The 25,813-nt window shown below is 68.6% G+C and carries 16 protein-coding genes and 1 pseudogene; 5 read left to right on the forward strand and 12 right to left on the reverse strand.

Features of this window, described 5'->3' with window-relative positions:
- Window positions 1–17: 17 nt before the first annotated feature.
- Window positions 18–1,067 (reverse strand): Rieske 2Fe-2S domain-containing protein, encoded by a 1,050-nt coding sequence (locus ACWD4J_RS08985; protein WP_451394627.1) that lies wholly within the window; start codon window positions 1,065–1,067, stop codon window positions 18–20.
- A 212-nt stretch (window positions 1,068–1,279) separates the two neighbouring features.
- Between ACWD4J_RS08985 and ACWD4J_RS08990 the strand changes: the two genes are divergently transcribed.
- Complete coding sequence (locus ACWD4J_RS08990) at window positions 1,280–2,584, forward strand: cytochrome P450 (protein ID WP_451394628.1); 1,305 nt, start codon at window positions 1,280–1,282, stop codon at window positions 2,582–2,584.
- A gap of 9 nt (window positions 2,585–2,593) precedes the next feature.
- On the opposite strand, the gene ACWD4J_RS08995 is transcribed toward ACWD4J_RS08990, so the two are convergent.
- From ACWD4J_RS08995 to ACWD4J_RS09015, 5 genes are all read right to left on the reverse strand, one after another.
- Window positions 2,594–3,082 carry a TQO small subunit DoxD gene (locus ACWD4J_RS08995; protein ID WP_451394629.1) on the reverse strand — a complete coding sequence of 163 codons (489 nt, stop codon included), beginning with the start codon at window positions 3,080–3,082 and terminating at the stop codon, window positions 2,594–2,596.
- A gap of 146 nt (window positions 3,083–3,228) precedes the next feature.
- On the reverse strand, window positions 3,229–3,702 hold the full coding sequence (locus tag ACWD4J_RS09000) for a cupredoxin domain-containing protein (protein WP_451394630.1): 474 nt from the start codon (window positions 3,700–3,702) through the stop codon (window positions 3,229–3,231).
- A gap of 378 nt (window positions 3,703–4,080) precedes the next feature.
- Complete coding sequence (locus ACWD4J_RS09005; RefSeq protein WP_451394631.1) at window positions 4,081–5,472, reverse strand: vanadium-dependent haloperoxidase; 1,392 nt, start codon at window positions 5,470–5,472, stop codon at window positions 4,081–4,083.
- A gap of 152 nt (window positions 5,473–5,624) precedes the next feature.
- Entirely contained in the window at window positions 5,625–8,315 is a 2,691-nt protein-coding gene (locus tag ACWD4J_RS09010) for a cellulose binding domain-containing protein (protein WP_451394632.1), read from the reverse strand.
- Window positions 8,316–8,435: 120 nt separating this feature from the next.
- Window positions 8,436–11,351: a glycoside hydrolase family 48 protein gene (locus tag ACWD4J_RS09015; protein WP_451394633.1), complete on the reverse strand. Its 2,916-nt coding sequence runs from the start codon at window positions 11,349–11,351 to the stop codon at window positions 8,436–8,438.
- 257 nt (window positions 11,352–11,608) lie between these two features.
- Between ACWD4J_RS09015 and ACWD4J_RS09020 the strand changes: the two genes are divergently transcribed.
- The 3 genes from ACWD4J_RS09020 (at window position 11,609) to ACWD4J_RS09030 (ending at window position 15,709) form a co-directional block, all read left to right on the forward strand.
- The gene (locus ACWD4J_RS09020) at window positions 11,609–13,102 is read left to right on the forward strand and encodes a cellulase family glycosylhydrolase (protein WP_451394634.1); all 1,494 of its coding nucleotides are present in this window, start codon (window positions 11,609–11,611) and stop codon (window positions 13,100–13,102) included.
- A 13-nt stretch (window positions 13,103–13,115) separates the two neighbouring features.
- Window positions 13,116–14,855, forward strand: coding sequence for a glycoside hydrolase family 6 protein (locus tag ACWD4J_RS09025; RefSeq protein WP_451394635.1), 1,740 nt, complete (start codon window positions 13,116–13,118; stop codon window positions 14,853–14,855).
- 332 nt (window positions 14,856–15,187) lie between these two features.
- Window positions 15,188–15,709, forward strand: a complete 522-nt coding sequence (locus ACWD4J_RS09030; RefSeq protein WP_451394636.1) for a PLAT/LH2 domain-containing protein — start codon at window positions 15,188–15,190, stop codon at window positions 15,707–15,709.
- Window positions 15,710–15,791: 82 nt separating this feature from the next.
- Here ACWD4J_RS09030 and ACWD4J_RS09035 read toward each other — a convergent pair whose 3' ends face one another.
- The 5 genes and pseudogenes from ACWD4J_RS09035 to ACWD4J_RS09055 all read right to left on the reverse strand — a co-directional run bounded on the left by ACWD4J_RS09035 (window position 15,792) and on the right by ACWD4J_RS09055 (window position 22,530).
- Entirely contained in the window at window positions 15,792–16,628 is an 837-nt protein-coding gene (locus ACWD4J_RS09035; RefSeq protein WP_451394637.1) for an aldo/keto reductase, read from the reverse strand.
- Between the two features lie 161 nt (window positions 16,629–16,789).
- Window positions 16,790–17,323 carry an ABC transporter ATP-binding protein C-terminal domain-containing protein gene (locus ACWD4J_RS09040; protein WP_451394727.1) on the reverse strand — a complete coding sequence of 178 codons (534 nt, stop codon included), beginning with the start codon at window positions 17,321–17,323 and terminating at the stop codon, window positions 16,790–16,792.
- A gap of 12 nt (window positions 17,324–17,335) precedes the next feature.
- Window positions 17,336–18,963 (reverse strand): annotated as a pseudogene (locus tag ACWD4J_RS09045) (IS200/IS605 family accessory protein TnpB-related protein); the annotation flags it as partial.
- A 602-nt stretch (window positions 18,964–19,565) separates the two neighbouring features.
- Window positions 19,566–21,392, reverse strand: a complete 1,827-nt coding sequence (locus ACWD4J_RS09050) for an AMP-dependent synthetase/ligase (protein ID WP_451394638.1) — start codon at window positions 21,390–21,392, stop codon at window positions 19,566–19,568.
- 268 nt (window positions 21,393–21,660) lie between these two features.
- Entirely contained in the window at window positions 21,661–22,530 is an 870-nt protein-coding gene (locus ACWD4J_RS09055; protein WP_451394639.1) for a LysR substrate-binding domain-containing protein, read from the reverse strand.
- A gap of 130 nt (window positions 22,531–22,660) precedes the next feature.
- Between ACWD4J_RS09055 and ACWD4J_RS09060 the strand changes: the two genes are divergently transcribed.
- Window positions 22,661–23,704, forward strand: coding sequence for a bile acid:sodium symporter family protein (locus ACWD4J_RS09060; protein WP_451394640.1), 1,044 nt, complete (start codon window positions 22,661–22,663; stop codon window positions 23,702–23,704).
- A gap of 70 nt (window positions 23,705–23,774) precedes the next feature.
- Here ACWD4J_RS09060 and ACWD4J_RS09065 read toward each other — a convergent pair whose 3' ends face one another.
- Window positions 23,775–25,739, reverse strand: a complete 1,965-nt coding sequence (locus ACWD4J_RS09065) for an exo-alpha-sialidase (protein ID WP_451394641.1) — start codon at window positions 25,737–25,739, stop codon at window positions 23,775–23,777.
- Between the last annotated feature and the right edge of the window lie 74 nt (window positions 25,740–25,813).

The raw sequence follows: 25,813 nt of genomic DNA on the forward strand, positions 1-25,813 counted from the left end.
CAGGGCGGACAGTGTCTTCAAGACGTGGGATAGAACTGGCGGGCCCAGTGCCGAAACTGCCCGATCGCCTGCTCGTCGGAGGCGAGGCTCGGGTGGGGCCGGTACCGCTTGTGAGCCCAGATCCTGATGTCTTCGTATGCGTACTTGATGGCGGTGCCCAGCAGGATGCGTGCCGCAGCCCTGGACGCAGCAGTCCGCAGAAGCGGGCTTGTCCCACCGGGCAGCCTCGTGGTGTCGGTCACGGCGGCCGAGGTCGCGAAGCGCAGGAGGGTCCGGGTGGGGCTGACGGGGGTGGGCAGGGTCCACAGGTATGTGGTCAGACCGAGGCGGTCGACGATGACCTCGGTGGTGTGCAGGCCCAGCCCGGCCATCGTGATCGTCTGGTGGGCCAGGACACTGTCCAGCCTGGGCAGAAGACGTCCCTTTGCGGGATGGATGCGCACGCGGACGCGCATCAGCGGGCCGTCCGCCTCGGGTGGTGCCACCGGCCGCATGCTCAGCCCGTGCAGTTCGGAGGCATGCCGGCAGTCGAAGGAGTTTTCGAAGACGTCCTGGACGTGCGCGGTCACCTCGCGCTTCCACAGCGCCGTCGGTCTCGCCCAGCCCGGCAGGGCAGGTGGCTCCCACGAGGGCTGCGTGCCGGCGGGTCCGGACCAGACCAGCAGGAGCCCGTTGAGCTCCCGCAGCGGCAGGTGGCCGAGCCGGGCACGCGGCGGCGATCCGCTGGGCGACGAGACGCACGCTCCATCAGGGTCGAAGCCGAGCCGGTGGAAGGGGCACACCAGCAGCTGACCGACGACCTTGCCGCCGTGACCGAGGTGGGCGCCCAGATGCGGGCAGTGGGCCTCCACCGCCCGTGCGACGCCGTCGAGGGTGCGGTACAGGACGCAGTCCTGGTCCATGAGCCGGCGCGTCAGAACGCCACCACGAGGCAGTTCACGGGCGAGGCCCAGACAGAACCAGCCGATCGGGAAGGGCAGTGCAGGCCCGAGATCTCTCTGGTCGTCGTATGCGGCCCTCGAGGGGTGGCGGGCACCAATGGACACAAAGGGTGCGATATTGGTCACAAAGGGTACGTAATCAGACGTGGAGGGCCGCTGCAAGGTGCCCCGTCTTCGCGTTGAGCGATCCGGCAATCCTCCGGGGTGCTGGAACGCCACCGAATCGACCGGTCGAATGTTCTAGATTGTCTGGAATGCCTCCAATAGGATGGCGCTGATGGCCGCAATGCCGATATTCGGCGCCGCCAGGCTGCAGGGTCACTGTTCGTTTGCCGCCCATGCGCGCGACGCCGCTCCGAACCTCGAAACCCTGGAGTTGCACCGTGGCCTCTTCTGCGAACCACCCAACGGCCATCGGCTCCGCACCGGCAACCGCCGCCCCTTGCGCTGCCGCGGCACGTGCCTACCCCTTCAGCGAACCGCATCGGCTCGACCTGGATCCGCTGTACCTCAAACTCCAGGAGACAGAGCCCGTGTGCAGGGTCCAGATGCCCTACGGGGAGCAGTCCTGGCTCGCTGTCGGTTACCGGGACGTACGGACGGTCTTGACTGATCCGCGGTTCAGCCTGGCCGTCGGCCGAGGTCGTGACGAGCCCCGAATTCGACCACGGCAGCTGAGCGAAGAGCGCAGTCTCATGGGAATGGATCCACCCGAACTGACTCGGTTGCGAAGGCTGGTCGCTCGCGCCTTCACCTCTCGCCGGGCGCAGCAGCTCCGACCGGGCATCCAGAGGATCGCCGATGAAATCGTCGCTGACATGACCCAGTGTGGCCCGCCCGCTGATCTCGTAGAGGACTTCTCTCTGCCCTTTTCCATCGCTGTCATCTGCGAACTCCTCGGCGTGCCCTATGAGGACCGCCACGAATTCAGAAGCTGGGCCGCGGCTTTTGTGACCGCCTCCTGTCTGCCCGAAGAAGAGACCGGGCAGCGCATCGCACGCCTCGTCGACTACATGGCCGCATTGATTGCCGAGCGGCGCGAAAAACCTGCCGACGATCTCCTCAGCGCCATGATTCAGGCTCGAGATAACGAAGATCGCCTCACGGAAGACGAACTTCTCCACCTTGCCGTGATCCTGCTCGTCGCCGGCTACGAGACCCTGGCCAATCAGATCCCCGACTCCTTCTACGTTCTTCTCACCCATCCCGAGCAACTCACGTTTCTGAGGCAGCGCCCCCAGCGCATGCCGTGCGCTGTCGATGAACTCCTCCGGTACATCCCCAGCGGAAACGCGGGCGCGCTCTTCCCTCGCTACGCGACCGAGGACGTCCTCCTGGGCGGGCACACCGTGAAGGCCGGCGACCCGGTCCTGATTTCCCTGCACGCCGCCAACCACGACCCCCGAGTCTTCCCCGATCCGTACACGCTGGATCTCACCCGTACTCCCAACCCCCACCTCGGCTTCGGCCACGGCGCGCACACCTGTCTCGGCGCCCACTTGGCTACGGTGGAAATCGAGATCGCACTGGACACCCTGCTGAGCCGCTTCCCCGTGCTGAGGATCGAGCCGGACGCCGACGCTGTGGAGTGGAAGAAGGGCATGGTGCTGCGGGGGCCTTCCTGCATGCCTGTCGCCTGGTGAACGGCCGACTCAGACGGTGCGTTGGCGGCGTCGGGCGCGCAGGGCGGCGTCCAGGGACAGCACCGGGGCTCCGGCGAGGACCAGAGGGATCCAGGCCATCAGGTAGGCGAGGTCGTTGCCGTAGTAGTAGGGGCTGGTGGTCCAGCTCACGGTCAGCCACAGGCTCAGTGAGATCAGCACGCCGCCAAGCGCGGCAAGGCGGGCCAGCAGACCGAGGAGCGTGCCGATGCCGACGGCGAGTTCACCGAAGGCGATGGCGTAGCCGAAGCCGACGGGGTTCTTCAGCGCCAGGTCGACCAGGGCCGGGATCGCCGACGTGTCGCGCACGCTGTGCATCACCTCGCCGATGGAACCGGCGCCGGAGGCGTGCAGAAAGGCGCTGTTGGTGAGCTTGTCCAAGCCCGCGTAGATCAAAGTGACGCCCAGGAAGACACGCAGGGGAAGCAGGGCGTAGCGGGTGGCGGTGTCCCGCCACGCGCGGCCCTCGTCAACGAACACTTTGGGCCTCCGGTACAAGCGACCGCGGACGATCATCCGCGACACCCGGCACACCAGTTCCCACCTGGGCGGATGAGATTTTCGGCGAAGGGATGTCTCCAGGTGCCGGAAGTCGCGGATGACTGATCAGGGTCGCAGTCGTTGCTTTACTTCACTATGACCGTGGCGACCATGGAGGGGTGGAAGCAGCAGTGGTAGCTGTAGGTTCCGGGCGAATTGAACTGGAAGCTGTAGGACTCTCCCTGGCTCAACCTCCCCGAGTGCAGCTGACCGCGACCGTGACCGTTGCTCTTCACCGAGTGCGGAGTCGAGTCGTAGTTGGTCCAGGTAACCGTGGTGCCCCGGCTGACGGTTAGCGTCGACGGCGAGAAGGCGAAGTTGCTTATATTCACATTCTGTACAGCGGACGGAACCTTTGGGGTGTTGACGGAAATGGTGGGCACCGCCGCAGTCGCTGCCCAGTGCGTCTGCTGACCGGCTGCCTGCTCAGCGGGACCACTCCCGTACCCTGCGCCGAGCGTGGAAACAACCCCCACGACTGTAGCTGCCACCAACAATCCGGTGCCGCAGCGGCCTCTGCGCGCCTTCCCTGATGCGTCCTTATGCGAATGAAGAGTCATGGCATCGACCCCATTTCATACATGCGCGGATCCTCATGCGACCCGCCAGATGCGGGTCGCGCATCCAGACATTTCCAGGGTAATGGGTCAACCGAGCCGTCCGCACCTGCTACGCGGGGCTACCGACCGATCCTTGTCCGCGTCTATGGCGGGCGCCAACCTCCCCGGAGCGCAGGACAGTTACGGGAGCCCGGCATCCTCGAACGCCGCGCACCGGGCCGTCGTCCGGAAACGCGACGTTTGCGAGCAGAGCTTCCGAACCCGGGGCGCGACGGCCGCGGCCAGTGCCGCCACTCCCTCGGCCACGGCGGATACCGTCTTCTTCGGGTACCAGGCCGGCTCAAAACGCGGAACAGAGCCAGTGACACCGCCCAGAATTCAGTACCGATCTCCTGGCGTCGATCGCGAACCATGTGGCTTCGGACAAGCCCCCGAAGAGCGACTGAGCGCGGGTGCTGCGACAGAGCGTGCCGAGTGCAGCCGCTGGAAGTAGTGCGTGAGCGTCCAGGCGCCGATGCGGTCGCCGGCCTGGCACCCGGCGATGTCCGCCGTGCGGAAATGGATTCCGGCCCAGACGCGGGCGTCGACCATGTCCCTGTTGAGCTGGTCGGCGAATTCGTAATGGCGTGTGGTGCGGGTGGCCTCGGATGACATGTTGAGGTCGAGGTGTGAGGTGCCGAGGATGCCGGTCAGGGTCCTGGTCACGGCGCCGGTGACCGTGGTGTGGCCGCTGATGTAGTCCGGGTGGGGTGGCGTGACGAGGAGGGGCTGCCACTGCGGGTCGGCCTCGGTCGCGGGGTTGCCGTCGGTGTCGGCCAGCTGGATGGCGGTGATCGGCCGCCAGAAGCCGTAGTGCAGCTTGGCGTCCCACGAGGTGATGACGGCGTCCGTTGCCGCCGCGTTCGCCGCGGCGAAAAGCCGTGCAGTCTCGGCGATGCCCAGGTGGTGCCGGGCGGTGTAGTCCCGGAACGCCTCCTGGAGCGGCACCACCAGACTGCCCCCGAAGAACAGGGCGGTCTCGGTCTGTTGCGGCGTACGGAGCGAGCCCGTCCGCGCCCCCATGGTCCTCACCTCGTTCACGTCCTCGGCATAGCGGGCCGAGGACAGGGCGGGCGGCGCACCGGGCCGGAACTGCGACGGGGACGTGAGCAGCAGCGGGCGCAGTCTGCCGAGCCAGGTGTCGATGAAGGGCAGGTGGGCGGGTGGAGTGGGCCGCCAGACGCCGGGCGCGGGCGGCGTGGTGAACTCCACCGGCTCGAACCGGCCGTCGTTCTCGCGCAGCTCGATGACGTGGTCCGCGGCACGCTCCCCGAAGGCCACGCCCTGCCGCTTCGCGGTGCCGTCGGGGATCCTGGCGAGGGAGTCGGTGTAGGCGGCGTCGAGCGTGGCCTTCGAGGCGGGGAAGTAGGTGACCAGCACGCGGTGCGCGGCGGTGACGGCGGCCGCCTCGGGTGATGCGGTGGAGGGCCCGCGCGCCAGCCATTTGTACGGGGCGTAGTCGCCCTCGATGCCGACCACGGCGTTGTAGACGGCGACCGAGACGAACCCGTGCCAGATGACCGCCTGCCCGGAGGGGCGGGTGGGGGTGAGGTTTGCGCTGATGGTGTCGGTCGCGATGGCGTTCCACTCGCGGATCGCCGCAGGGTCCGCCGAGGGCGGCGACTGACTGCCGGCGGTGGCTGTGGGGCCGGCCAGCGCCGTGAGAGCGAGGAGCAGGAGAGACACGACGGTGCCGATGGCGGCCCGTCTGCCCGAACGTGAAGCTTCCATAACTGACGTAACAGTCAAATGGGTGGATAGTCACGCCAATACGGGCAAGGGGCCCGCCCGAGACCCACGGCGGAGGGCGCACCGGAGGGCGCGTGCCCATGCACGCGCCCTCCGTCTGTGCGGGGAGACTTCAGTCGAGCATCAATCGAGCGTCAGTTGACCGTGCACTCCTCCTCTCCGACCTTGAACGTCGCCGGCTTCCCGTTCGTGCCGGACGAACTCCCTGTGAATCCGAACGCGACCGACGCGCCCGACGCCACGTTCGCGTTCCAGTCCACGTTCTTCACCGTCACCGCGGAACCGTCCTGCGTGTACGACGCGTTCCACATCTGACTGACCTTCTGGCCGTCGGCGAAGGACCAGCCGAGCGACCAGCCGGACCAGGCCTGGTCCCCGGTGTTCGTCAGCGTGACGTCCGCCTGGAAGCCGCCCGACCACTCATTGGTGATCTTGTACGTCACCGTGCAGGCGCCAGTGGCGGGCGGGTCGGTGTCGCCACCGCCGTCGTCACCGCTGCCGTCCCCGGGGTCGGTCTCGCCGCCGCCGGTGTCCGACGTGTCGCCGTAGATGATGCCGCGACCGTTGGTCGACACGTACACCCGCCCGTAGACCCGCGGATCACCCGTGATCGCAGCGCCCGTCCAGCCCCACTGGTGCGCGTCGTCGTTGATGCGGACCCAGCTCGCGCCCTCGTCCGTGGACCGGAAGATGCCGCGCACTCCGCCGATCTTCGCGCTGGTGTAGAGCGTCTGGTACGAGGCGTCGGGTGCGGCCTTGCCGAAGCCGATGGTGTCGGCCTGCTCGACGTTCGACAACTTGGTGAACGTGGCGCCCGCGTCCGTCGAGTGCCACAGACCGTACGTGCCGTTGGCCGAGCCGCCGGCCAGCCAGATGTCGCCTTCCTCGCCGGGCACCGCCTTGAAGCGGGCGCTACCGTCGGCCGGCAGTCCGGTCGACGACTTCTCGCTGAACGAGACGCCTCCGTCCGTACTGACGTAGAACTTGCCGGACTTGAAGCCGTAGAAGGTCTTCGGATCGACGCGGTCCGCCTCGACGGTCGCGCCCGCCGGGATGCCCGACGACGCGGTCCACGACGAGCCGTACCCGGACGTGGTCTGCACGCCGGTGCCCTCCGGGCTCCACACGAAGCGGCTGCCGTCCGCGGCCGCCGCGACCGTGCCACCACCGGTGACGCCCGAAGGGTCCTGCCCCGCGAACCAGTTGGAGCCGTTGTCCGTCGAGAAGGCAACGTGCGCCCCCGAGTCGACGTTGCCGACGCGGACCACCGTGTTGGGGCTCGACTCGGCGAAGTCCAGGCTCGTGGTCGACGTGAAGTTCGGCGAGGTGTACATCATCGACGGCACCTTGGTGAGGTCCGTGTGCCGGAAGCCGCCGATGTCGCCCAGTGCGCTGAGCAGCGGGGCGCCGGACGGCGGAGAGGCGATGTCGTTGACCGCGGTCTCCTCGAGGCCCTCCACCATCGGCTTGATGGTGATCTTCCCGCCGCTGTCCCACTGGCCGAGGTTCTCGGTGCCGTAGAGCGTCGCGCCCGTTCCGTACATCATGCGGTCGGAGTTGAACGGGTCGATCTCCAGGGACTCCGTCATCCACCCGAGCTTCGGCGTCTGTTCGGGCGCAGACGGGTTCGCGCCCCAGGTCAGCCAGGGGGACGACGACACGTCCATCGTGTAGCGGTTCTCACGATTGGGATACGAGGTGTAGTCCCACGCCCGCGTCCACGTACCGCCGCTGTCGGTCGAGCGGAAGATCTGCGTGTCCGGCCACCAGGAGCTGTAGCCGGTGACCATGACCGTGCCCGGGTTCTGCCGGTCGATGGTCAGGCCGCTGAAGCCGTAGTACGTGTCGGCCTCCGCGACCGGGCTGATGTTCTTCCACTCGCCGGTGGCCGTGGCGTACCGCCACACCTGGCCCTTTCCGCCGTCGTACGGGCCGCCCGTGTCGCTGTAGGCGAGGTAGAGGTAGCCGTTCTCGGCGTCGAGGACGCCCTTGTGGGCGAGGTGGCCGGTCGGCTGGCCGGCGAGGCGGGACCAGGTGGAGCCGCCGTCCGTGGAGCGGTAGACGGCGTTGTCCTTGTCGGCGACCCCGACGTAGATGGTCTGGGTCTTCGAGGTGCCCGAGCCTGTCGACTCGTCGAAGGTGACCCAGACGATGCCCTGGTTGTCGTTGGCGTAGCCGCTGGTGTCGGTCGGATCCTGCTGGTAGTTGCCGACGTTGGGGAAGCTCGTGACCTGCGACCAGGTGGCGCCCGAGTCGGTGGAGCGCCACAGGCCCTTGCCGCTGGGTGCACCGAGGTAGAGGACGCTGTCGTCGTGCGGGTCGATGGCCAGGCGCTCGCCCATACCGCGGCCCGGCATGTTGCCGCCCAGCTTGAACGGCAGATCGGCCTTCTGCCAGCTCGCGCCGCGGTCGGACGACCGCAGCACGGCGCCCTTGCCCGGGTCCCAGTCGTTGGTGTACGTGCCGACGGCCGCGTACACCTTGTCGGGATCGACTGAGTCGGACGCGAGGCTCACCACGCCGGTGTGACCCCAGTCGTCCCAGCCGACCGAGTCGAGGAGCGGGGTCCACGTCTTGGTGGACTCGTCCCAGCGGTAGGCGCCGCCGATGTCCGTACGGGCGTAGGCGAGGTTCTTCTCGGTGCGGTTGAAGATGATGCCGGGGACGAAGCCGCCCCCGTCGATGCGGGCGTTGTTCCAGGTGTAGGTGTCGGCGGCGATCGTCACGGTGTCGTCGGCGCTCGCCGCCGCGACCACGGGCGGGGTGCCCGAGAGCAGGCCGGCCGCCAGGGCGAGCGCGGCCGTGAGTATGCGCGTTCTTCGCACAGTGATGTCCTCTCCGAAGAGCGGGGAGCATGGGGGAGGAAGAGGGAAGGGAAGACCGAGACCGGGCGGACCCCGGGAAGCTGGGGCCCGCCCGGCGGGTGTACACGGAGCAGCGGGGGACTATTCGAAGAGCTCCGCATACGAGCCCATGGCGAGTGCGATGTCCGCCTGGGCCCAGAACCGGTGATACGTGAAGGTGGGCGCGGCACCGCCCGCCAGGTAGCTCTCGATCTTCGACCAGGCCGGGTCGTCCTTGTAGAAGGAGCGGATCGAGAGGAAGGTCGACGACGAGTTGATCGTGTCGCCGTTCGGCATGGTGCCGGTCCAGCCGCTCGGGACGTACACGGAGTCGTCGAAGCGGTTGTAGTCGGCGCGGGTCTCCGGGACGGCGATGCCGAGGTCGTCCTGGTAGTTGTCCCACATGCCGTCGAGCAGCGCCTTCGCCGTCGTCTTCGCCTCCGTGTCACCGGACTTGGCGGCGTAGTACGACAGGGTCTTGGCGTACGCGGCCGCCACACCGACGTCGTTGGTGTAGTCCGCGACGGTGACGTGAAGGTTGCTGTTCTCAGCGGGGCTCGACGCGTTCCAGGTCTCCGGGGCACCCGACCACTGCAGCGTGGAGGGGATCTGGTAGGTACCGTCCGGGTTCACGGTCGTCTCCGACAGCGCCCAGTCGACCCACTTGTCGAGGACCTTCTTGGCGTCCGCGTCACCCGTCTGCTGGTAGTACTCGGCGACCCGCTCCATCGACCACGCCTGGAAGCCGAACCACTGGTTGGACGGCGGGTCGTGGTAGACGGGCTTCTCGTCGTAGTACATGCCGTAGAAGGTGGGCGTACCGGACGGCGGGGTCGCGTAACGGCCCTGCCAGCTGTTGGTCGCGCCACCCGCGATGGCACCCTCGTCGGACTGCAGCCACTGGTAGAACTCCAGCTGCCGGTCGAGGCTGGTCGCCCAGTCGGCCTGGCCGGTCGCCGACTTCGGCTTCAGGTCGGTGGTCGAGCTCAGCGCGTAGGCCGCCATCGGGTTCTGGTAGCCGCCGTGCGCGTGGCTCGAGCCGATGCGCCAGGCCCAGCCGGCCGAGCTGTCGGTGGCGCCACCCCAGGCGTAGTACCAGGACATCAGGTAGTGCGAGCTGTTCTTTCCGGTGCCCGCGGCACAGGTGGACGGGCCTACGCAGTCGCCGATCTTCTTGAAGTACTTGTCGTACATGGCGTAGCGCAGGTAGTCGCCCATCTTGGCGGCCTTGCCGACGGTCGCCGACACGTCGCTGCTCTTGCCCTGCTCCTTGGCCCACAGGTCGGCCCAGTACGCGGCCTGCACGGCACGCGCGTCGGCGTCGGGGGCGTCGGTGAACTTCCACTGCTTGGCGTACGAGGAGTCACCCGTGAACAGGTCCAGGTAACCGTTCGTGCCGCCGTAGGTGAAGTTGTCGCAGGTCGGGTGAGTGACGGTCTCCCACACGGACTCCTGCGGGCCGCGCTGGAAGGTGTTGATGTAGGACGGTCCCGTGTCGGACGGACCGGCCTCGCACTTACCGGGCGAGTTGCCGTATCCGTAGACGTTGTCCACGTCCTGGATCCAGTGCATGCCGTAGATGTCGTCCGTGCCGTACGCGCTCTTCAGCTCTGCCGCGATCGGGTCGGAACCCGCCGTGACCGAGGAGTCGAGCTTCGCCGGGTACTCCGACGGGGTGTCCCCCTCGGGCGCATAGGTGGCCGGCTTGGAGGCGTTGTAGAAGGAGTTCGTCGACTGGTCGGCGTGCGTGGGGATCATGTACTTCTCCATGATGTCCCACGCGCCGTTGAACTTGGTCCAGTCGCCGGTGACCTTGCCGTACATCGCCTGCAGCCAGATCAGGTAGCTGTACGCCTCAGAGGTCGTCTCGTGGCCGTAGTCCGGCGCCTCGACGATCAGGGTCTCGACCGAGTGGTAGGGGATGCCCTCCGGCGAGAAGTAGCCGCTCGACGGGTCGGTGATCTTCCCGTAGAGGTCGAGGAAGCGGACGTCGTAGTCGCTGCTCGCGGCCAGCTGGGTCACGGTGACCTCGGCCTTGGTGTGGCCGGAAGCCGACGCCGTGAACGTCGCCGCGCCCGTGCCGGACGAGTCGGCGCTGATCGTCACCTTCTGCGCCGTGCTCCAGTTCGACGGTGTGAAGGTGAGGCTCGCACCGTCGCTGACCGACAGGCCCGAGTTGCCCGACGTGCGCTCCACCGCCACCGTCACGTTCGAGGACGGCTGGGTCGACAGCTTCACGTCGAAGGTCCCGGTCTTGCCCTGCTGGACGCCCAGTTGGGTGGGTGAGACGACGACGGCCGGTCCCTCGGCGACCGTGATGCCCACCGGCGTGGACTCCCCGGTGGCGCCGAGGCTGTCGTACGCCTTGGCGTAAAGGGAGTGGCTGCCCGCGTCCAGGCCGTCCGCGTCGAACGTGTACGGCGCGGACGTGTCAGTGCCGAGCAGCGTGGTGTCGTCGTAGAACTCGATCTTCGAGATGGTGGCGCCGTCGGCGCCCGCGGCGGTCGCGGCCATCGGCACGGTGTCGCCCTGGCTGTAGACCGCGCCCGCCTCCGGGCTGGTCAGCACGGTGATCGGCGGCTGGTGCGCGCCGGCACACGTGGTCCCGTTGATCGCGAAGCTGGTCGGCGCGGCGTTGGTGCCGCTGTAGGTGAACTGGCCACCGGTGGAGATGGCGGCCCCGGCGGCGATCGTCCCGTTGTAGCTCTCGTTCTTGACGGTGATCGTCTTGCCGGACTGCGACCAGATCCCGCTCCAGCCGTTGCTCAGCTTCTGGTCACCCGTGTAGTCGTACGTCAGGGTCCAGCCGTCGATCGCCTCGGACCCGCGGTTGGTGACCGTCAGCTCGGCGGTGAAGCCGGAGCCCCAGTCGTTCGTCTTGTAGTCGACGCTGCACTGCACGGCCGCCGCCTGTGCGGTGCCCTGCCCGGTTGCCAGCGTCGTCGCGGGGATTGCGAGAGCCGCCACCACGGCGGTCCACAATCGCCGCGCGGCGCGGCGTCTCCTTTTCTGGTGCATGTGCTGGTTTCTCCTAGCGGCTCGGAAAAAGGGGGGGGGTGGAGCAACAAGCTTTGAACCAGTGGGAGCGCTCCCATATTGATGAGAGGGGACTGAGGGGTCAAGGTTCTTGAAGAGTCGAACCGTTTCGATGGATGAAGAAACTAACTCCCCTGGTTTTTACCGCCACTTGGCGCTAGCTTCTTAACCGCCAGTGGGAGCGGTTCCATCAGTCGGCGTGTTTGTCATGAACGCGCCCGATCTGTAAGGAGTCGCTCATGCGACACCCCCCGCGCCTAACCGCGTGGCTCGTCTCGGCCGGCCTGGCCTTGGTGGGCACCGCGGTGGCACCGGTGGTGACGGCGTCGGGAGCCGAACCTGTCTGTACGGTCGATTACGAGACCGTGGGGCAGTGGGACAGCGGCTTCCAGGCGGCTGTCACCATCACCAACAACGGTCCGTCGGTGAGCAGTTGGGAGCTCGCCTTCGACTTCGCCGACGGCCAGAAGGTCACGCAGGGCTGGAACGCCAAGTGGTCCCAGTCGGGCACGACCGTCACGGCGACGAACGAGAGCTACAACGGTTCGCTCGGCACGGGTGCGAGCACCAGCGCCGGCTTCATCGGCTCGTCGTCGGGTGGCTACACCGCACCCACCACGTTCAAACTGAACGGCACCACCTGCAACGTGGAGTCCGAGCCAGATCCGGAACCCACGGAGCCGACGGATCCGCCGACCGATACGCCGGACCCGGAGGACGGGCCACCCGCCCTCAAGGTCTCCGGCAACAAGCTCGTCGATGCGAACGGCGCGACCCGCCGCCTGCTCGGAGTCAACCGCTCCGGCGGGGAGTTCATGTGCGTCCAGGGCCGCGGTATCTGGGACGGCCCGGTCGACGACGCCTCCATCCAGGCGGTCGCCGACTGGAACGTGAACACAGTCCGCATACCGCTCAACGAGGAGTGCTGGCTCGGCCTGGACAACATCCAAGCCGAGTACGCGGGCGCCAACTACATCAACGCCGTGAAGGAGCTGGTGGCACGCGTCGAGGCGCACGGTATGACGCCGGTGGTGGAACTGCACTGGTCGTACGGCCAGTACACCGGTAACTCGGCCGGCTGCTCCGACGTGCACGCCAGCTGCCAGAAGCCGATGCCCGACATGCAGTACTCGCCGTCATTCTGGGCGTCGGTGGCGAACACCTTCAAGGACGACAAGGCCGTCGTCTTCGACCTTTTCAACGAGCCGTACCCGGACCGTGCCACGTCCACCACCGAGCAGGCCTGGACCTGCTGGCGTGACGGCGGCACCTGCTCCGGCATCGGCTACGAGGTCGCGGGAATGCAGGATCTGGTCGACGCCGTGCGGGACGCGGGCGCCACCAACCTGATCCTGGCGGGCGGTCTCGCCTACTCCAACGATCTCAGCCAGTGGCTGACGTACAAGCCGGACGACCCGGCGGGCAATCTCGCCGCCGCCTGGCACGTCTACAACTTCAACACCTGCTCCAACGAAAGCTGCTGGAGCTCAACACTGGCTCCGGTCGCCGCCGAGGTCCCGCTCGTCGCGGGCGAGATCGGCGAGAACACCTGCTCGCACTCGTTCATCGACAGCGTCATGCAGTGGTTCGACGACCGTGATCTGTCCTACCTGGGCTGGACCTGGAACACCTGGGACTGCTCCTCCGGCCCGTCCCTCATCAGCAACTACGACGGCACTCCGACGTCGTACGGCATCGGGCTGCGCGATCACCTGCGCTCCCTCGACGGATAAAGGAAACCCGCACATGAGTCGCACAAGAACATCCACAAGGACGTCATTGCTGGCCGCACTCGCCCTGGTCGCAGGGGCCACGGGCAGCGCCCTGACGCTGGCGGACCCCGCCGCGGCCGCCACCCCCTGCACCGTCGACTACACGGTGCAGAACCAGTGGGACACCGGCTTCACCACCGCCGTCACGGTCACCAACCTCGGCTCCGCCAAGACGTCGTGGTCCCTGGGGTGGACGTTCGCCGGCAACCAGAAGATCACCAACGGCTGGAACGCCCAGCTCAGCCAGAGCGGTTCCGCCGTCACGGCCAAGAACGAGAGTTACAACGGCTCGCTGGCGACCGGCGGTACGGTCAGCTTCGGCTTCAACGCCTCCTACAGCGGCACCAACGCCCTGCCGACCACGTTCACGCTCGACGGCGTCACCTGCAACGTCGACGACGGCGGCACCACGGATCCCACGGACCCGCCCACCGACCCGACCGACCCGCCCACGGACCCGGGTGACCGCGTGGACAACCCGTACGACGGCGCCAAGGTGTACGTGAACCCCGAGTGGTCCGCGAAGGCCGCCGCCGAGCCGGGCGGCGACCGGATCTCCGACCAGCCCACCGGTGTCTGGCTCGACCGGATGGCCGCCATCGACGGCGTCAACGGCGGCATGAGCCTGCGCGACCACCTGGACGCGGCGCTGGAGCAGAAGGGCTCCGACAACATGGTCGTCCAGCTCGTCGTCTACGACCTGCCCGGACGTGACTGTGCGGCCCTGGCCTCCAACGGCGAGCTCGGCCCGGACGACATCGACCGGTACAAGTCGGACTTCATCGACCCGATCGCGGACATCCTCTCCGACTCCAAGTACGCCGATCTGCGCATCGTCACCACGATCGAGATCGACTCGCTGCCGAACCTCGTCACCAACACCGGCAGCCGTGCCACCGCCACGCCCGCGTGCGACACGATGAAGTCCAACGGCAACTACATCAAGGGCGTCGGCTACGCGCTCGCCCAGCTCGGTGCCATCCCCAACGTCTACAACTACGTGGACGCCGGACACCACGGCTGGATCGGCTGGGACGACAACTTCGCCTCCTCGGCCGAGACCATCCTGCAGGCCGCGACCTCCGAGGGCGCTTCGGTCGACGACGTCGCCGGCTTCATCACCAACACCGCCAACTACAGCGCGCTGAAGGAGGAGAACTTCTCCATCAACGACACGGTGGGCGGCAAGTCGGTCCGCGAGTCCAAGTGGGTCGACTGGAACCGGTACGTGGACGAGCAGTCCTTCGCACAGGCCTTCCGCGAGGAGCTCGTCTCCGTCGGCTTCAACTCCAACATCGGCATGCTGATCGACACCTCCCGCAACGGCTGGGGCGGTGCGAACCGGCCCACCGCAGCGGGCGCCACGACCAGCGTCGACACCTACGTGGACGGCGGCCGCTACGACCGCCGCATCCACGTCGGCAACTGGTGCAACCAGTCCGGTGCGGGCCTCGGCGAACGCCCGCAGGCCTCGCCCGCGTCCGGTATCGACGCCTACGTGTGGATGAAGCCGCCGGGGGAGTCCGACGGTTCGAGCTCGGCCATCGACAACGACGAGGGCAAGGGCTTCGACCGCATGTGCGACCCGACGTACACCGGCAACGCCCGCAACGGCAACAACCTGTCCGGTGCGCTGCCTGACGCGCCGCTATCCGGACACTGGTTCTCCGCCCAGTTCCAGGAGCTCATGAAGAACGCGTACCCGGCGCTGTGACGCCAGGTCCGCCGGTGCCGGCTCGCACGGCCGGCACCGGCGGACCACGGAACCACCTCGAACCACCTCCGGGGCCCGGCGGCCACCTCCCGCCTCCGGGCCCCGGAGGCTTGCTCCGTCCACCCCGGAGGCGTACTCAGCCAGGGCCCCGAACTGCAACAACGCAACAGGAACCCGACAGGACCAGCGGCGCCGGAGCCCGGACCACCGTCCGGCTGAATTCACGGGACCGAGCAGCGGATCCCCGGGGCGCGCTGTCACACCCACCGCATGGTGGGCCTTGATGCTCGGCCTCGCATCCGATCCGTTTCCGGCGTGAGGAGTCGAGTCCCATGAAGATCCGTACGGCTGCGACGGTGATCGCGACGCTGGCAGCCCTGGGCGCTCCGGCCGTCCCGTCGGCCTCGGCGGCCACGGCGAAGTCCGACCTGTTCGGCGATCTCAGCATCAGCACCTGCAATGTCGGCGGCGCCGGCACCGACGACGAAGTGTCCGTCCGGCTCCACAGCTACAACGGCCTGACCACGGACTGGCAGGTGCTGGGCGGCGACTTCGAGCGGGGCAGCCGCGAGGTGTTCGACCTTCCTGCCCTGCCCGACGGCTGGGACCTGACCTCCGCCGTCGAGCTCCGCAAGGAGGGCGCGGACGACTGGTGCGTGCGGTCGGTGAGGCTCGGCTCGGGCGTCGGGGGCTGGGGACCACGACCGCTGCGGGCCCGTGCCTTCCCCTATCGGGGGGCGCGGTACACGTGGATCGGGGACAACCTGGCCCCGGGAGCCCACCTTCAGCCCAACGGCACGGTCTACATCTACTCCTACCCGACCCTGACGGTGACCTGGCCCTATCTGCGCTGATCCGCCGGGCCGACGGACGTCACAACGGCGTGGCCGCCCGGCTTCCCGGGCGGCCACGCCGCTGTTCGCTCACCGAGGAGAATCAGGAGTAGTCGAACGTCGCCGGGTCCGGGCCCAGCCGGCGCTCCTCGTTCAGGGCGCTGATCGCGGCGAGGTCCTCCACGTCCAGCTCGAAGTCGTAGACCTCGATGTTCTCCTTGATCCGCGACGGCGTCACGGACTTGGGGATCACCACGTTGCCGAGCTGGATGTGCCAGCGCAGCACGATCTGCGCGGGCGTACGGCCGTGCTTCTGGGCGATCGCGATGATCGCCGGGACCTCGAGGAGGCCCTTGCCCTGGCCCAGCGGCGACCAGGCCTCCGTGGCGATGCCCTGCTCCGCGTGGTACTCGCGCGCCGCCAGCTGCTGCAGGTGCGGGTGCAGCTCGATCTGGTTGACGGCCGGGATCACGGACGTCGCGTCGATCAGCCGCTCCAGGTGCTCCGGCAGGAAGTTGGACGTGCCGATCGACTTGACGCGGCCGTCGGCCAGGAGCTTCTCGAAGGCCTTGTACGTGTCGATGTACTGGTCCCGGGCGGGCAGCGGCCAGTGGATCAGATACAGGTCGACATAGTCGAGCCCGAGCTTCTCGAGGGAGACGTCGAAGGCGCGCAGCGTCGAGTCGTATCCCTGGTCGCTGTTCCAGAGTTTGGTGGTGACGAAGAGGTCCTTGCGCGCGATGCCGGAGCCGGCGATCGCCTTGCCGGTGCCCTCCTCATTGCCGTAGATCGCGGCGGTGTCGATGCTGCGGTACCCGGTCTGAAGCGCCGTGGCGACGGCCCGCTCGGCCTCGTCGTCCGGCACCTGCCAGACACCGAAGCCCAGCTGCGGCATCTCGATGCCGTTGTTGAGGATGATCGGGGGGACCTTGCTGCTCACGAGCTCTCGATCCTTTGTCGTCGGGTGGTACGTCCATCGTCAACGATCACGGACGGCGGTGCATTCCTGGTTCAGGGCCCTTCCGATCCTATCGCTCCGGTTCGGACCACCGACCGGGTATCGACGGGCCGGACGGATCGGCAGTGCTCACCGGTGGCAGGTCACTGTGCCGAAGCACCGAGATACGCGTCGCGTACGGCCGGGTCCGCCCTGACGTCCGCGGCGCTGCCCTCCGCCAGTACGGAGCCCAGGTCGAGGACGACGACCCGGGTGCACAGCTCCATCACAAAGGCGACATTGTGCTCGACGAGGAGGACCGCGCAGCCTTCGTCGCCGGCGAGTCGGCGGATCACCGAGGCCAGGTGACGCCGCTCGTCCGCCGCCATGCCCGACGCGGGCTCGTCGAGGAGCAGCACCCGGGGCGGATCGGCGACGGCGCGAGCCAGCTCCACCATCCGTGCCTGGCCGACGGGCAGGCCGCCCGCGTACGACCCGGTCAGTTCGTCGAGCCCGCAGGAGCGCAGCACCGCGGCCGCACGTCGCCTCCGTGCCGCCTCGTGCTTACGCCGGGTCGGCGCCCCCACCAGATCGGCGGCCGGTCCGCCCCCGCCGCCGCGCCACTCCTGCGCGACCAGCAGATTGTCGGCGACGGTCAGCTGACCGAACAGCTGCTGCCGCTGGAACGTGCGGCGCATGCCGTGCCGGTAAGTGAGCAGGAGTGGGTCTTGGACCCACGCCTGGTCACTGCGGGCGTCCCGAACGGTGTTGGATGCCCGGCTGGTTCCCCGCTTTCGCGTCCTGCTCGGCGACGGCACTCTCAGTGCGCGGTCCGTGGCAGGCGGGCAGGGTTCCTTACGCCCTGGGGTGTCCGGTCGGACCTGAACAGTCCGATGCCCCACCGCATCGCTCTGGTGCGGTGGGGGCGGTGCCGTCCGTCGCCGGATCGGGTGCCCGAGGGCGCGTCGCCCGATCGCGATGCTCGCGGCATCGTGCCGGGTTGTGTGTCGTCGTGGGGTGGCCAGTGGTTTCTGCCAGTGCTGGGCACCCCATCGGCTGGTGTAGGCAGGGTCGACTGCGACGATCGCCACGTCCTGCTCGGCGGCCATCGACACCAGCCGCGCCTTGAGCTTCGCGGTCGGGAAACGGGAGATCAAGCGGCGGAACCGCTTGTTGCGGCCGTGCTTCTCCCGGGTCTTGCTGTCGGCGAAGGCGAGGTCTTCGATGGCGATCGCGGCCACGCCGCAGCGGCGGGCGTAGTTCAGCAGCCGGGTGAGCGCGTGCCGGATCTGTGCGTCCCGGTGGGCGGCGCTGCCCGACAGGTCGTAGAAGAAGCGCTGCGGCTCGCCGACAGGGTTACCGTGTTGGTCGAGGTGCCAGGCGGCCAGGTGGTCGTCGTTCATGTCGACCCCGACCGTGCCCCGCGCCAGAGCGGCCTGAAGCGGCAGGACGGGTACGGCGGCGCGCTGCCAGGACGCCGTCACGTACCAGCGGCCGCGCAGCACGTCGTGGTGGATGCGGTACGCCACCGCACGGTTGGCTGAGATCCTCTCGAGCCACTCCTCGCCCGATGCCTGAACGCGACAACCGCATCCAGCACGTACCGGCCGTACGGTGCGTTGGCCAAATGGGCCAGCGCAAGGGGGAGTTTGATGGAGATCTGTCCGGTGTCGGTGATGCGGATGGTCTCGTTACCGAAGCGTTTGCCCGACTCCCCGTCCGCGGCCAGGAACATCCGGGCGGCCTCCCACCGCTCCCGCCACGCCTGCTTGCTCAGCCCGGCCTGAGCCAGGTGGTGGCGGGTGCGGGCCAGACCCTTCCCGCCGCGCACCGCGCGAACGCGGCCCGCAGCCCCGTCCGCCTCCATACTGGCCAGCCGGTCTTGGAGGGTGTGCAGGCGGCGGGACTTGGCGTGCCACTCGCGCCGCGAGGCATAGCCTTTCGGTTGCCCCTTGCGCTTGTCGGCCTTGGCGCCGAGCGGCCTGGCCAGCCGGGCCTCGATCTGCGTGATCTGCCCGCGCAGCCAGGCGATATGCGCAGCCTGTGCGCGCCGGGCCAGCGCCCACTGGTCATGGGTGGCCTTGGTGATACTGCCCGCCCAGCGCGATGACGACCGGCCCGTCAGTTCCCGCTTGCGCACCGCCCAGACTGCGGCGTCGTGCTCCGGACCCTGGCGGCAGCGGTCGGCGAGATCACCGGCGGCCAGTGAGCCGAGGAAGGCGCCGACCTCACGCAGCACGGCCACGTCCAGGTCTGTCACGCGCAGCCGGTCCCGGACGGCCACCCCGGCAGGCCCCGGCACCACGAAGGGCGCAGACAGCTCCCGCACTCCGTCCACCCCCCGGCCCAGCGATCCCGTCACAGCGTTCAACGACCACCGCGAGAAAAGGTCACGTATTCGATCAAAGAAACTCTGTTCGCCTCCGGGGTCCCAGGACATGCACCGCGGAAGCGAGTGTCCAGACCATGGCCAGACGACCAGCCCGGCCCGGCCGGTGCTCACTCTTACTCACCAAGACTCAATGCTGCTCAGCACACCGGCAGCAGTTCCCGACCCCTCGCGTCGGCGACACCTGCGGACTGGACGTCGGTCCGGCCTGCGTCTGGGGCTCCTGCCCGGGCGCCGCGATGCCCAGGTACGCCTCCGCTAGCCGGTCCGACTGCACCCTGGAGCGCCACGTACCTGCCGTCTCTGAGCTGCACCAGCGCCCCGCACCCGAAGGACTCCGTCCGCCCCTTGGGCTCGGCACGGCCACTGCGGCGAGGGTGTGGGTGGGTCGCAACACGTCGGGTCCCTCCTCGTCAGAGTGACCGAAATTCTGTGTGCGACCTGACGAGCCGTCAATAACTGACGCATCGGTAATTGATGAACCGCCAGAAGTGACGGTCCGGCCCCTCACAGGAGTTGTCGGGGGAAGAGCGCGGCGCCGAAGCCCCGGTTCACGCCTGGTACAGGGCCTCGACCTCGGTCTGGTACGTCTGCTCGATCGCCTTCCGCTTCAGCTTCAGCGAGGGGGTGAGCAGACCGTGCTCCTCGGTGAACTGGTGGGCCAGTATCCGGAAGGTGCGGATCGACTCCGCCTGCGAAACGAGCGTGTTGGCGGCCACCACCGCCCGGCGCACCTCGGTCTCCAGATCGGGGTCGCGCACCAGCTCGGCCGGTTTCAGGGCCGGCTTGCCGCGCATCTGCAGCCAGTGCTCCACGGCTTCCCCGTCCAGGGTGACGAGGGCTGCGATGTACGGGCGGTCGTTGCCGACGAGGATGCACTGCGCGATCAGCGGATGGTCGCGGACGCGCTCCTCCAGGACGGCCGGCGACACGCTCTTGCCGCCGGAGGTCACCAGGATCTCCTTCTTGCGGCCGGTGATCGTGAGGTAGCCGTCCTCGTCGAGCGCGCCCAGGTCGCCGGTGGCCAGCCACCCGTCGTGCAGGGTCGCGTCGGTGGCCTTCGGGTCGTTCAGATAGGCCTGGAAGATCTGGCCGCCGTACAGCCATACCTCGCCGTCGTCCGCGATGTGCACGGTCGTTCCCGGAATGGGCAGTCCGACCGTGCCGTAGCGGGTGCGCTCGGGCGGGTTGGCGGTCGCGGCCGCCGTGGACTCCGTCAGCCCGTACCCCTCGTAGATGAGCACGCCTGCGCCCGCGAAGAACAGTCCGAGGCGCCGGTCCATCCCCGAGCCGCCGGACATCGCGTGCCGCACCCGGCCGCCCATCGCGTCGCGCACCTTGGAGTAGACGAGCTTGTCGAAGAGCTGGTGCTGCATGCGCAGGGCCGCGGACGGGCCCGAGCCGGTGCCGAAGGCCTTGGCCTCCACGGCGTCCGCGTACCGCACGGCGACGTCGACCGCCTTGTCGAACGCCCCCGCTCTGCCGTCCTTCTCGGCCTTGCGCCGGGCCGCGTTGAAGACCTTCTCGAAGATGTACGGCACGGCCAGGATGAACGTGGGCCTGAACGCGGCCAGATCGGGCAGCAGAGCGGCCGCGTTGAGCTGCGGCTGATGCCCGAGCTTGACCCGCCCGCGGATCGCCGCGACCTCCACCATGCGGCCGAAGACATGCGCGAGCGGCAGGAACAGCAGAGTGACCGCCTCATCACCGCGCTTGGAGTGGAACACCGGCTCGAAGCGCTCGATCACCGTGTCCGCCTCGAACATGAAGTTGCCGTGGGTGATCACACAGCCCTTGGGGCGGCCGGTGGTGCCCGAGGTGTAGATGATCGTCGCGGTGGACTCCGGGGTGACCGCCGCCCGGTGCCGGTGCACCACGTCGTCGTCGATGTGCGCGCCCGCCTCGTACAGCTCCTGCACCGCGTCCTCGTCGAGCTGCCACAGGCGCCGCAGCTGCGGCAGCCGGTCTATGACCGAGCCGATCGTCATGGCGTGGTCCTCGTGCTCGACCATGGCGGCGGTCACCTGGGCGTCGTGCATCATCCAGAAGACCTGCTCGGCGGAGGACGTGGGATAGACGGGCACGACCTGGGCACCGATCGTCCACAGTGCGAAGTCGAAGAGCGTCCACTCGTAGCGCGTACGGGACATGATCGCGACGCGGTCCCCGAACCGCACGCCCTGTGCCAGCAGTCCCTTGGCGAGCGCGAGGACCTCGTCGCGGAACTCGGCGGAGGTCACGTCGCGCCACTGCCCGTCATCTCCCTTGCGGCCCAGGGCGATGCGCAGCGGGTCCTCGACGGCATGGTCGAACACGGCGTCGGCCAGGCCGCCCACCGCCGGCGGCAGCGCCAACGGAGGGGTGGTGAACTCGCGCAATGGTGCTCCTTGTAATGCTCCGCACAGCGCGGTGACGGTACCTCACACGGCGCCGCGGCGGGAGAGGGTTCGGCTTCCCCCGGGCCCGGCATATGCACTGGTCAGGCGTCAAAATGCGACCACAAGGGGAAGGGTCGGGACAGAATACTTACGGATCAGTAAGTTTCGGCGCCGTAATCTCCACTGAATCTGTACAGACTTGCTACGCGCGTGGGCGGTTCCTGAAGTGCCCCGCACGGTGCCGCGGTGCCGCCTCAGGCGTCCGCCTCTAGCGTCTGCCTCCGCTCAGCCGGTCGCCGCCCGTCAGGATCGCCGCCGCCAGCGCGTCCGCCGCGGCGTGCGCGGATGCCCGGCGCCGGCCGTGGACCAGGACGAAGTCGACCTCGCCGAGCTCCGGCAGGCCCGCCCGGTCCGGGACGCGGACCAGCCCCGGCGGGATCAGGCCCCGCGAGTGGGCCATCACGCCGAGACCGGCGCGGGCCGCCGCGATCAGGCCGTTGAGGCTGCCGCTCGTGCAGACGACGCGCCAGGCGCGGCCCTGCCGCTCCAGCGCCTCCAGAGCCAGGGCGCGGGTGATGCCCGGTGGCGGGTACACGATGAGCGGCACCGGCCGGTCCGGGTCGAGGCGCAGCCGTTCCGACCCGATCCATACGAGTTTGTCGTGCCGGACGGTCTCGCCGCGGGGGTCCTCCGGGCGCCGCTTGGCGAGCACGAGGTCGAGTTTTCCGGCGGCGAGCTGCTCGTGCAGCGTGCCGGACAGCTCGACCGTCAGTTCCAGATCGACTTCCGGATGGTCGTGGCGGAAGGACTCCAGGATCTCCGGGAGCCGGGTGAGGACGAAGTCCTCGGAGGCGCCGAAGCGCAGCCGGCCGCGCAGCCGAGTGCCGGTGAAGAACGCCGACGCCTGCTCGTGGACCTCCAGGATGCGGCGCGCGAAACCGAGCATCGCCTCGCCGTCCTCGGTCAGCTCCACGGAGTGGGTGTCCCGGCTGAACAACTGCCGGCCCGTGGCGTCCTCGAGCCGCCGCACGTGCTGGCTCACCGTGGACTGGCGCAGCCCGAGCCGGCGGGCGGCCTGTGTGAAGCTCAACGTCTGCGCCACCGCCAGGAACGTACGCAGCTGGGACGGGTCGTACACAGGGCCCAGCCTAGCGCGGGCTCATCGCGATTCGTGATGACGGTCAGAGCGGTATAGCGGATTCCCGATCACGCTGATCAAGAGGATGATGGAGAGGGCACGTCCCGCACCCCGAGGAACATGGAGCACCGTGAAACGCCTGCAGTGGCCGAGCCGGCTGCCGATCGACCCGTACATCCTGGCGTTGCTCGGGACGGTGGCCGTCGCCGCTCTCCTCCCCGCGCGGGGCACCGCCGCCGATGTCGCATCGGGCGCCTCCGCGGCCGCCGTGGCGCTGCTGTTCTTCCTCTACGGCGTGCGGTTGTCCACCCGCGAGGCGCTCGACGGACTGCGCCACTGGCGGCTCCACCTCACGATCCTGGCCTGCACGTTCGTCGTCTTCCCGGTGCTCGGAGTCGCGGCCAGGGGGCTCGTCCCGTATGTGCTGACGCCCGCCCTCTACAGCGGCTTCCTCTTTCTCACGCTCGTCCCGTCGACGGTCCAGTCGTCGATCGCCTTCACCTCGGTCGCGCGCGGCAACGTGCCTGCCGCGATCTGCGCGGGGTCCTTCTCCTCGCTCGCCGGAATCGTCCTGACGCCGCTGCTCGCGGCAGTGCTCCTCGGCAGCACGGGCGGCGGGTTCTCGGCGGACTCGCTGGTGAACATCGTGCTGCAGCTGCTGGTGCCGTTCCTGGCCGGGCAGCTCCTGCGCCCGTGGATCGGAGGTTTCGTCGCGCGGCACAAGAAGGTCCTCGGCAAGGTGGACCGTGCCTCGATCCTGCTCGTCGTCTACACGGCCTTCAGCGAGGGCATGGTGCAGGGCATCTGGCACCAGGTGACCCCGCTCAGGCTCGCCGCGCTGCTCGGTGTGGAAGCCGTGCTGCTCGCGGTGATGCTCGCGCTCACCTGGTACGGCAGCAAGCGGCTGGGCTTCGACCGGGCCGACCGGATCGCGATCCAGTTCGCCGGCTCCAAGAAGTCCCTCGCCTCCGGGCTTCCCATGGCGAGCGTGCTGTTCGGCGCGCACGCCTCGCTGGCCGTGCTGCCGCTGATGCTCTTCCACCAGATGCAGCTCATGGTCTGCGCCGTGATCGCGGGCCGCCGCGCCAGGGACCCGGAGGCGGCACCCACCACGACTCCGCCGCCGGCCGCGGCTCGACGAACCGCGGCCGGTACGGCGACACGTTCCGGCTGACGTCCGGACGTCAGGGGTCGCCTCTGATCGTCAGCGATCGCCTCCGATCGTCAGCGATCGCCTCCGATCGTCAGTGATCGCCGCTGATCCTGTCCATGGGCAGCCACAGGACCGTGTCCTGGGATTCCTGGCTGATCGGGGAGTCGGCAGTGCCCAGCCCGTCCAGCTCCGCGTCGCTCAACGCCCGGTCGTAGACGCGTACGTCGTCGATCGCCCCGGTGAAGTACGCCCGGCTGTCGAGCTTCTGGCCGATGTGCACGCCGAAGGGGGAGTTGCGGCTGACGGAGCCCGGTATGTCCGCGGTGCTGATCTGCGTACCGTCGATGAACAGAGTCAGCTGCCCTCCGCCGCGGCGCAGCGCCAGATGGTGCCACTGGCCGTCGTTGTACGCGCCTGTGGTGCGCACGGACGCGGACGTCGGGGCCGCGGCGCCATCGCGCGTGGTGATCAGGCCGGTGATGCGGTTGGACGCGGGCTCACCGCGCAGCCACACCTGCGGCTGCGTCGTGCCGACCCCGCCCATCCACAGCAGCGGCTGCTCGCCGCCGGTGGCGGTGTAGCGGAACCACAGGGACGCGGTGAAGTCCCTGGCGCCGAGCGGAAGGCTGTCGCGGTAGGGGAGTCGTACGGCGTCGTCCGTGCCGTCGAAGCTGATCGCGCCGCCGAACCGGCCCTGCGTCTCTTCCGCGCCTCCGAGCACGGCTGCGCGGTGCGCGCCCGGTGCCAGGTCGGCGGTGGTCGGGTCGGGTCCGCGGCGAGGCTGCAGCCAGTCCTCGGTGAACCGGGCGAAGCGGATCTCGTCGCGCGCGTCGACCGCTCCGCCCTCGTACATCAGGCCCACTGTGCTGTCGTCGATCCGCACCATGTCCGAGTAGCCGGACCAGTCGGTGGTCACGACCGTGCCGCGGTCGACGCTGTCCCAGGTGCGGCCGCCGTCGTAGGAGGAGCGGATCATCATGGTCCGGCGGCGGTCCGGGTCGCCGGGGCAGGCGAGCAGCATCCGGTCGCCGAGCCGCAGCGTCGAGCCCTGCACCTGCGGGGTGTAGAGGTCGGGGATGTCGCGGAGCGGCGTGGCGAAGCTGTCGCCGCCGTCGCGGCTGACAGCGTGCGTGCGGTGGCCGAGGTCGGTGCCGTCCTGTTCGCGGCCGCTGACGTAGATCGTGCCGTCCGCTCGCTCGGTGAGCGTCATCTCGGAGGGCTTCTGCCTGAACGTGCCGTCGTCGGCGATCGGCCATGTGTCCTTCGCGCCGATCCTCCAGTGGTCGCCGCCGTCGTCGCTGGCCATGAGGGCGGCGTGGTTGGCGGTGACACGGCTGCCGTTCCACGTCTCGGCGTTGACGCCGAAGACCAGACGGCCCGCGTGCTTGCCGTGGGTCAGCTGGATGCCGTGCACCGGTCCGGTCGCGTACCAGGAGTTCCAGTCGGCCGGCAGGATCTCGTCGCTCAGGTCGCGCGGTGCCGACCACGTGAGGCCGTCGTCGTCGCTGTACTGCATGTGCGGCGTGCGGTCGCAGGGCACGGAGCAGTTGTGGCCGTCCGTGCGGCCCGTGTTGTACGTCTCGGCGAGGACGATCCGGCCGGTTTTGCGGTCCACGATGGGCGCCGGATTGCCGTGGGTGTCGCCCGCGCCCTCGTTGACCACCTGTAACGGGCCCCAGGTGCGGCCGCCGTCGGTGGAGCGCTTGACCACGAGGTCGATGTCGCCGGCGTCGCTGCAGTCGTTGACCCGGCCCTCGGCGAAGGCGACCAGGGTTCCCTTCGTCGTCTTCACGATGGCGGGTATCCGGAAACACGCGTAGCCGGGGTCCTGTGAGGCTTTGAAGAGCACCTGCTGCTCGAAGCTCCCCGTGGTCTGGGGCACCGCATCCGCCGAGCCGGCCTGCGCGTATCCCGGTGCGGGAAGCGCGGCGAGGGTCAGGGCCGCCAGGGCGGTGACGAGGGCACGGAGCGGTCTGCGCGCTCTCAGTGTTCTGGGGGTTCTGCTCGCTGTGGGGGATGTGGAGGTTCTGGGGCGTGCACGGACATATGACGGCATGGAGCGACCTGCCCTTCACGTCATTCGGACATCTGGACATCCCACGTCCAACGTGCGCCCTATAAAAGCTACTT

The sequence above is a fragment of the Streptomyces sp. NPDC002577 genome (assembly GCF_053594815.1).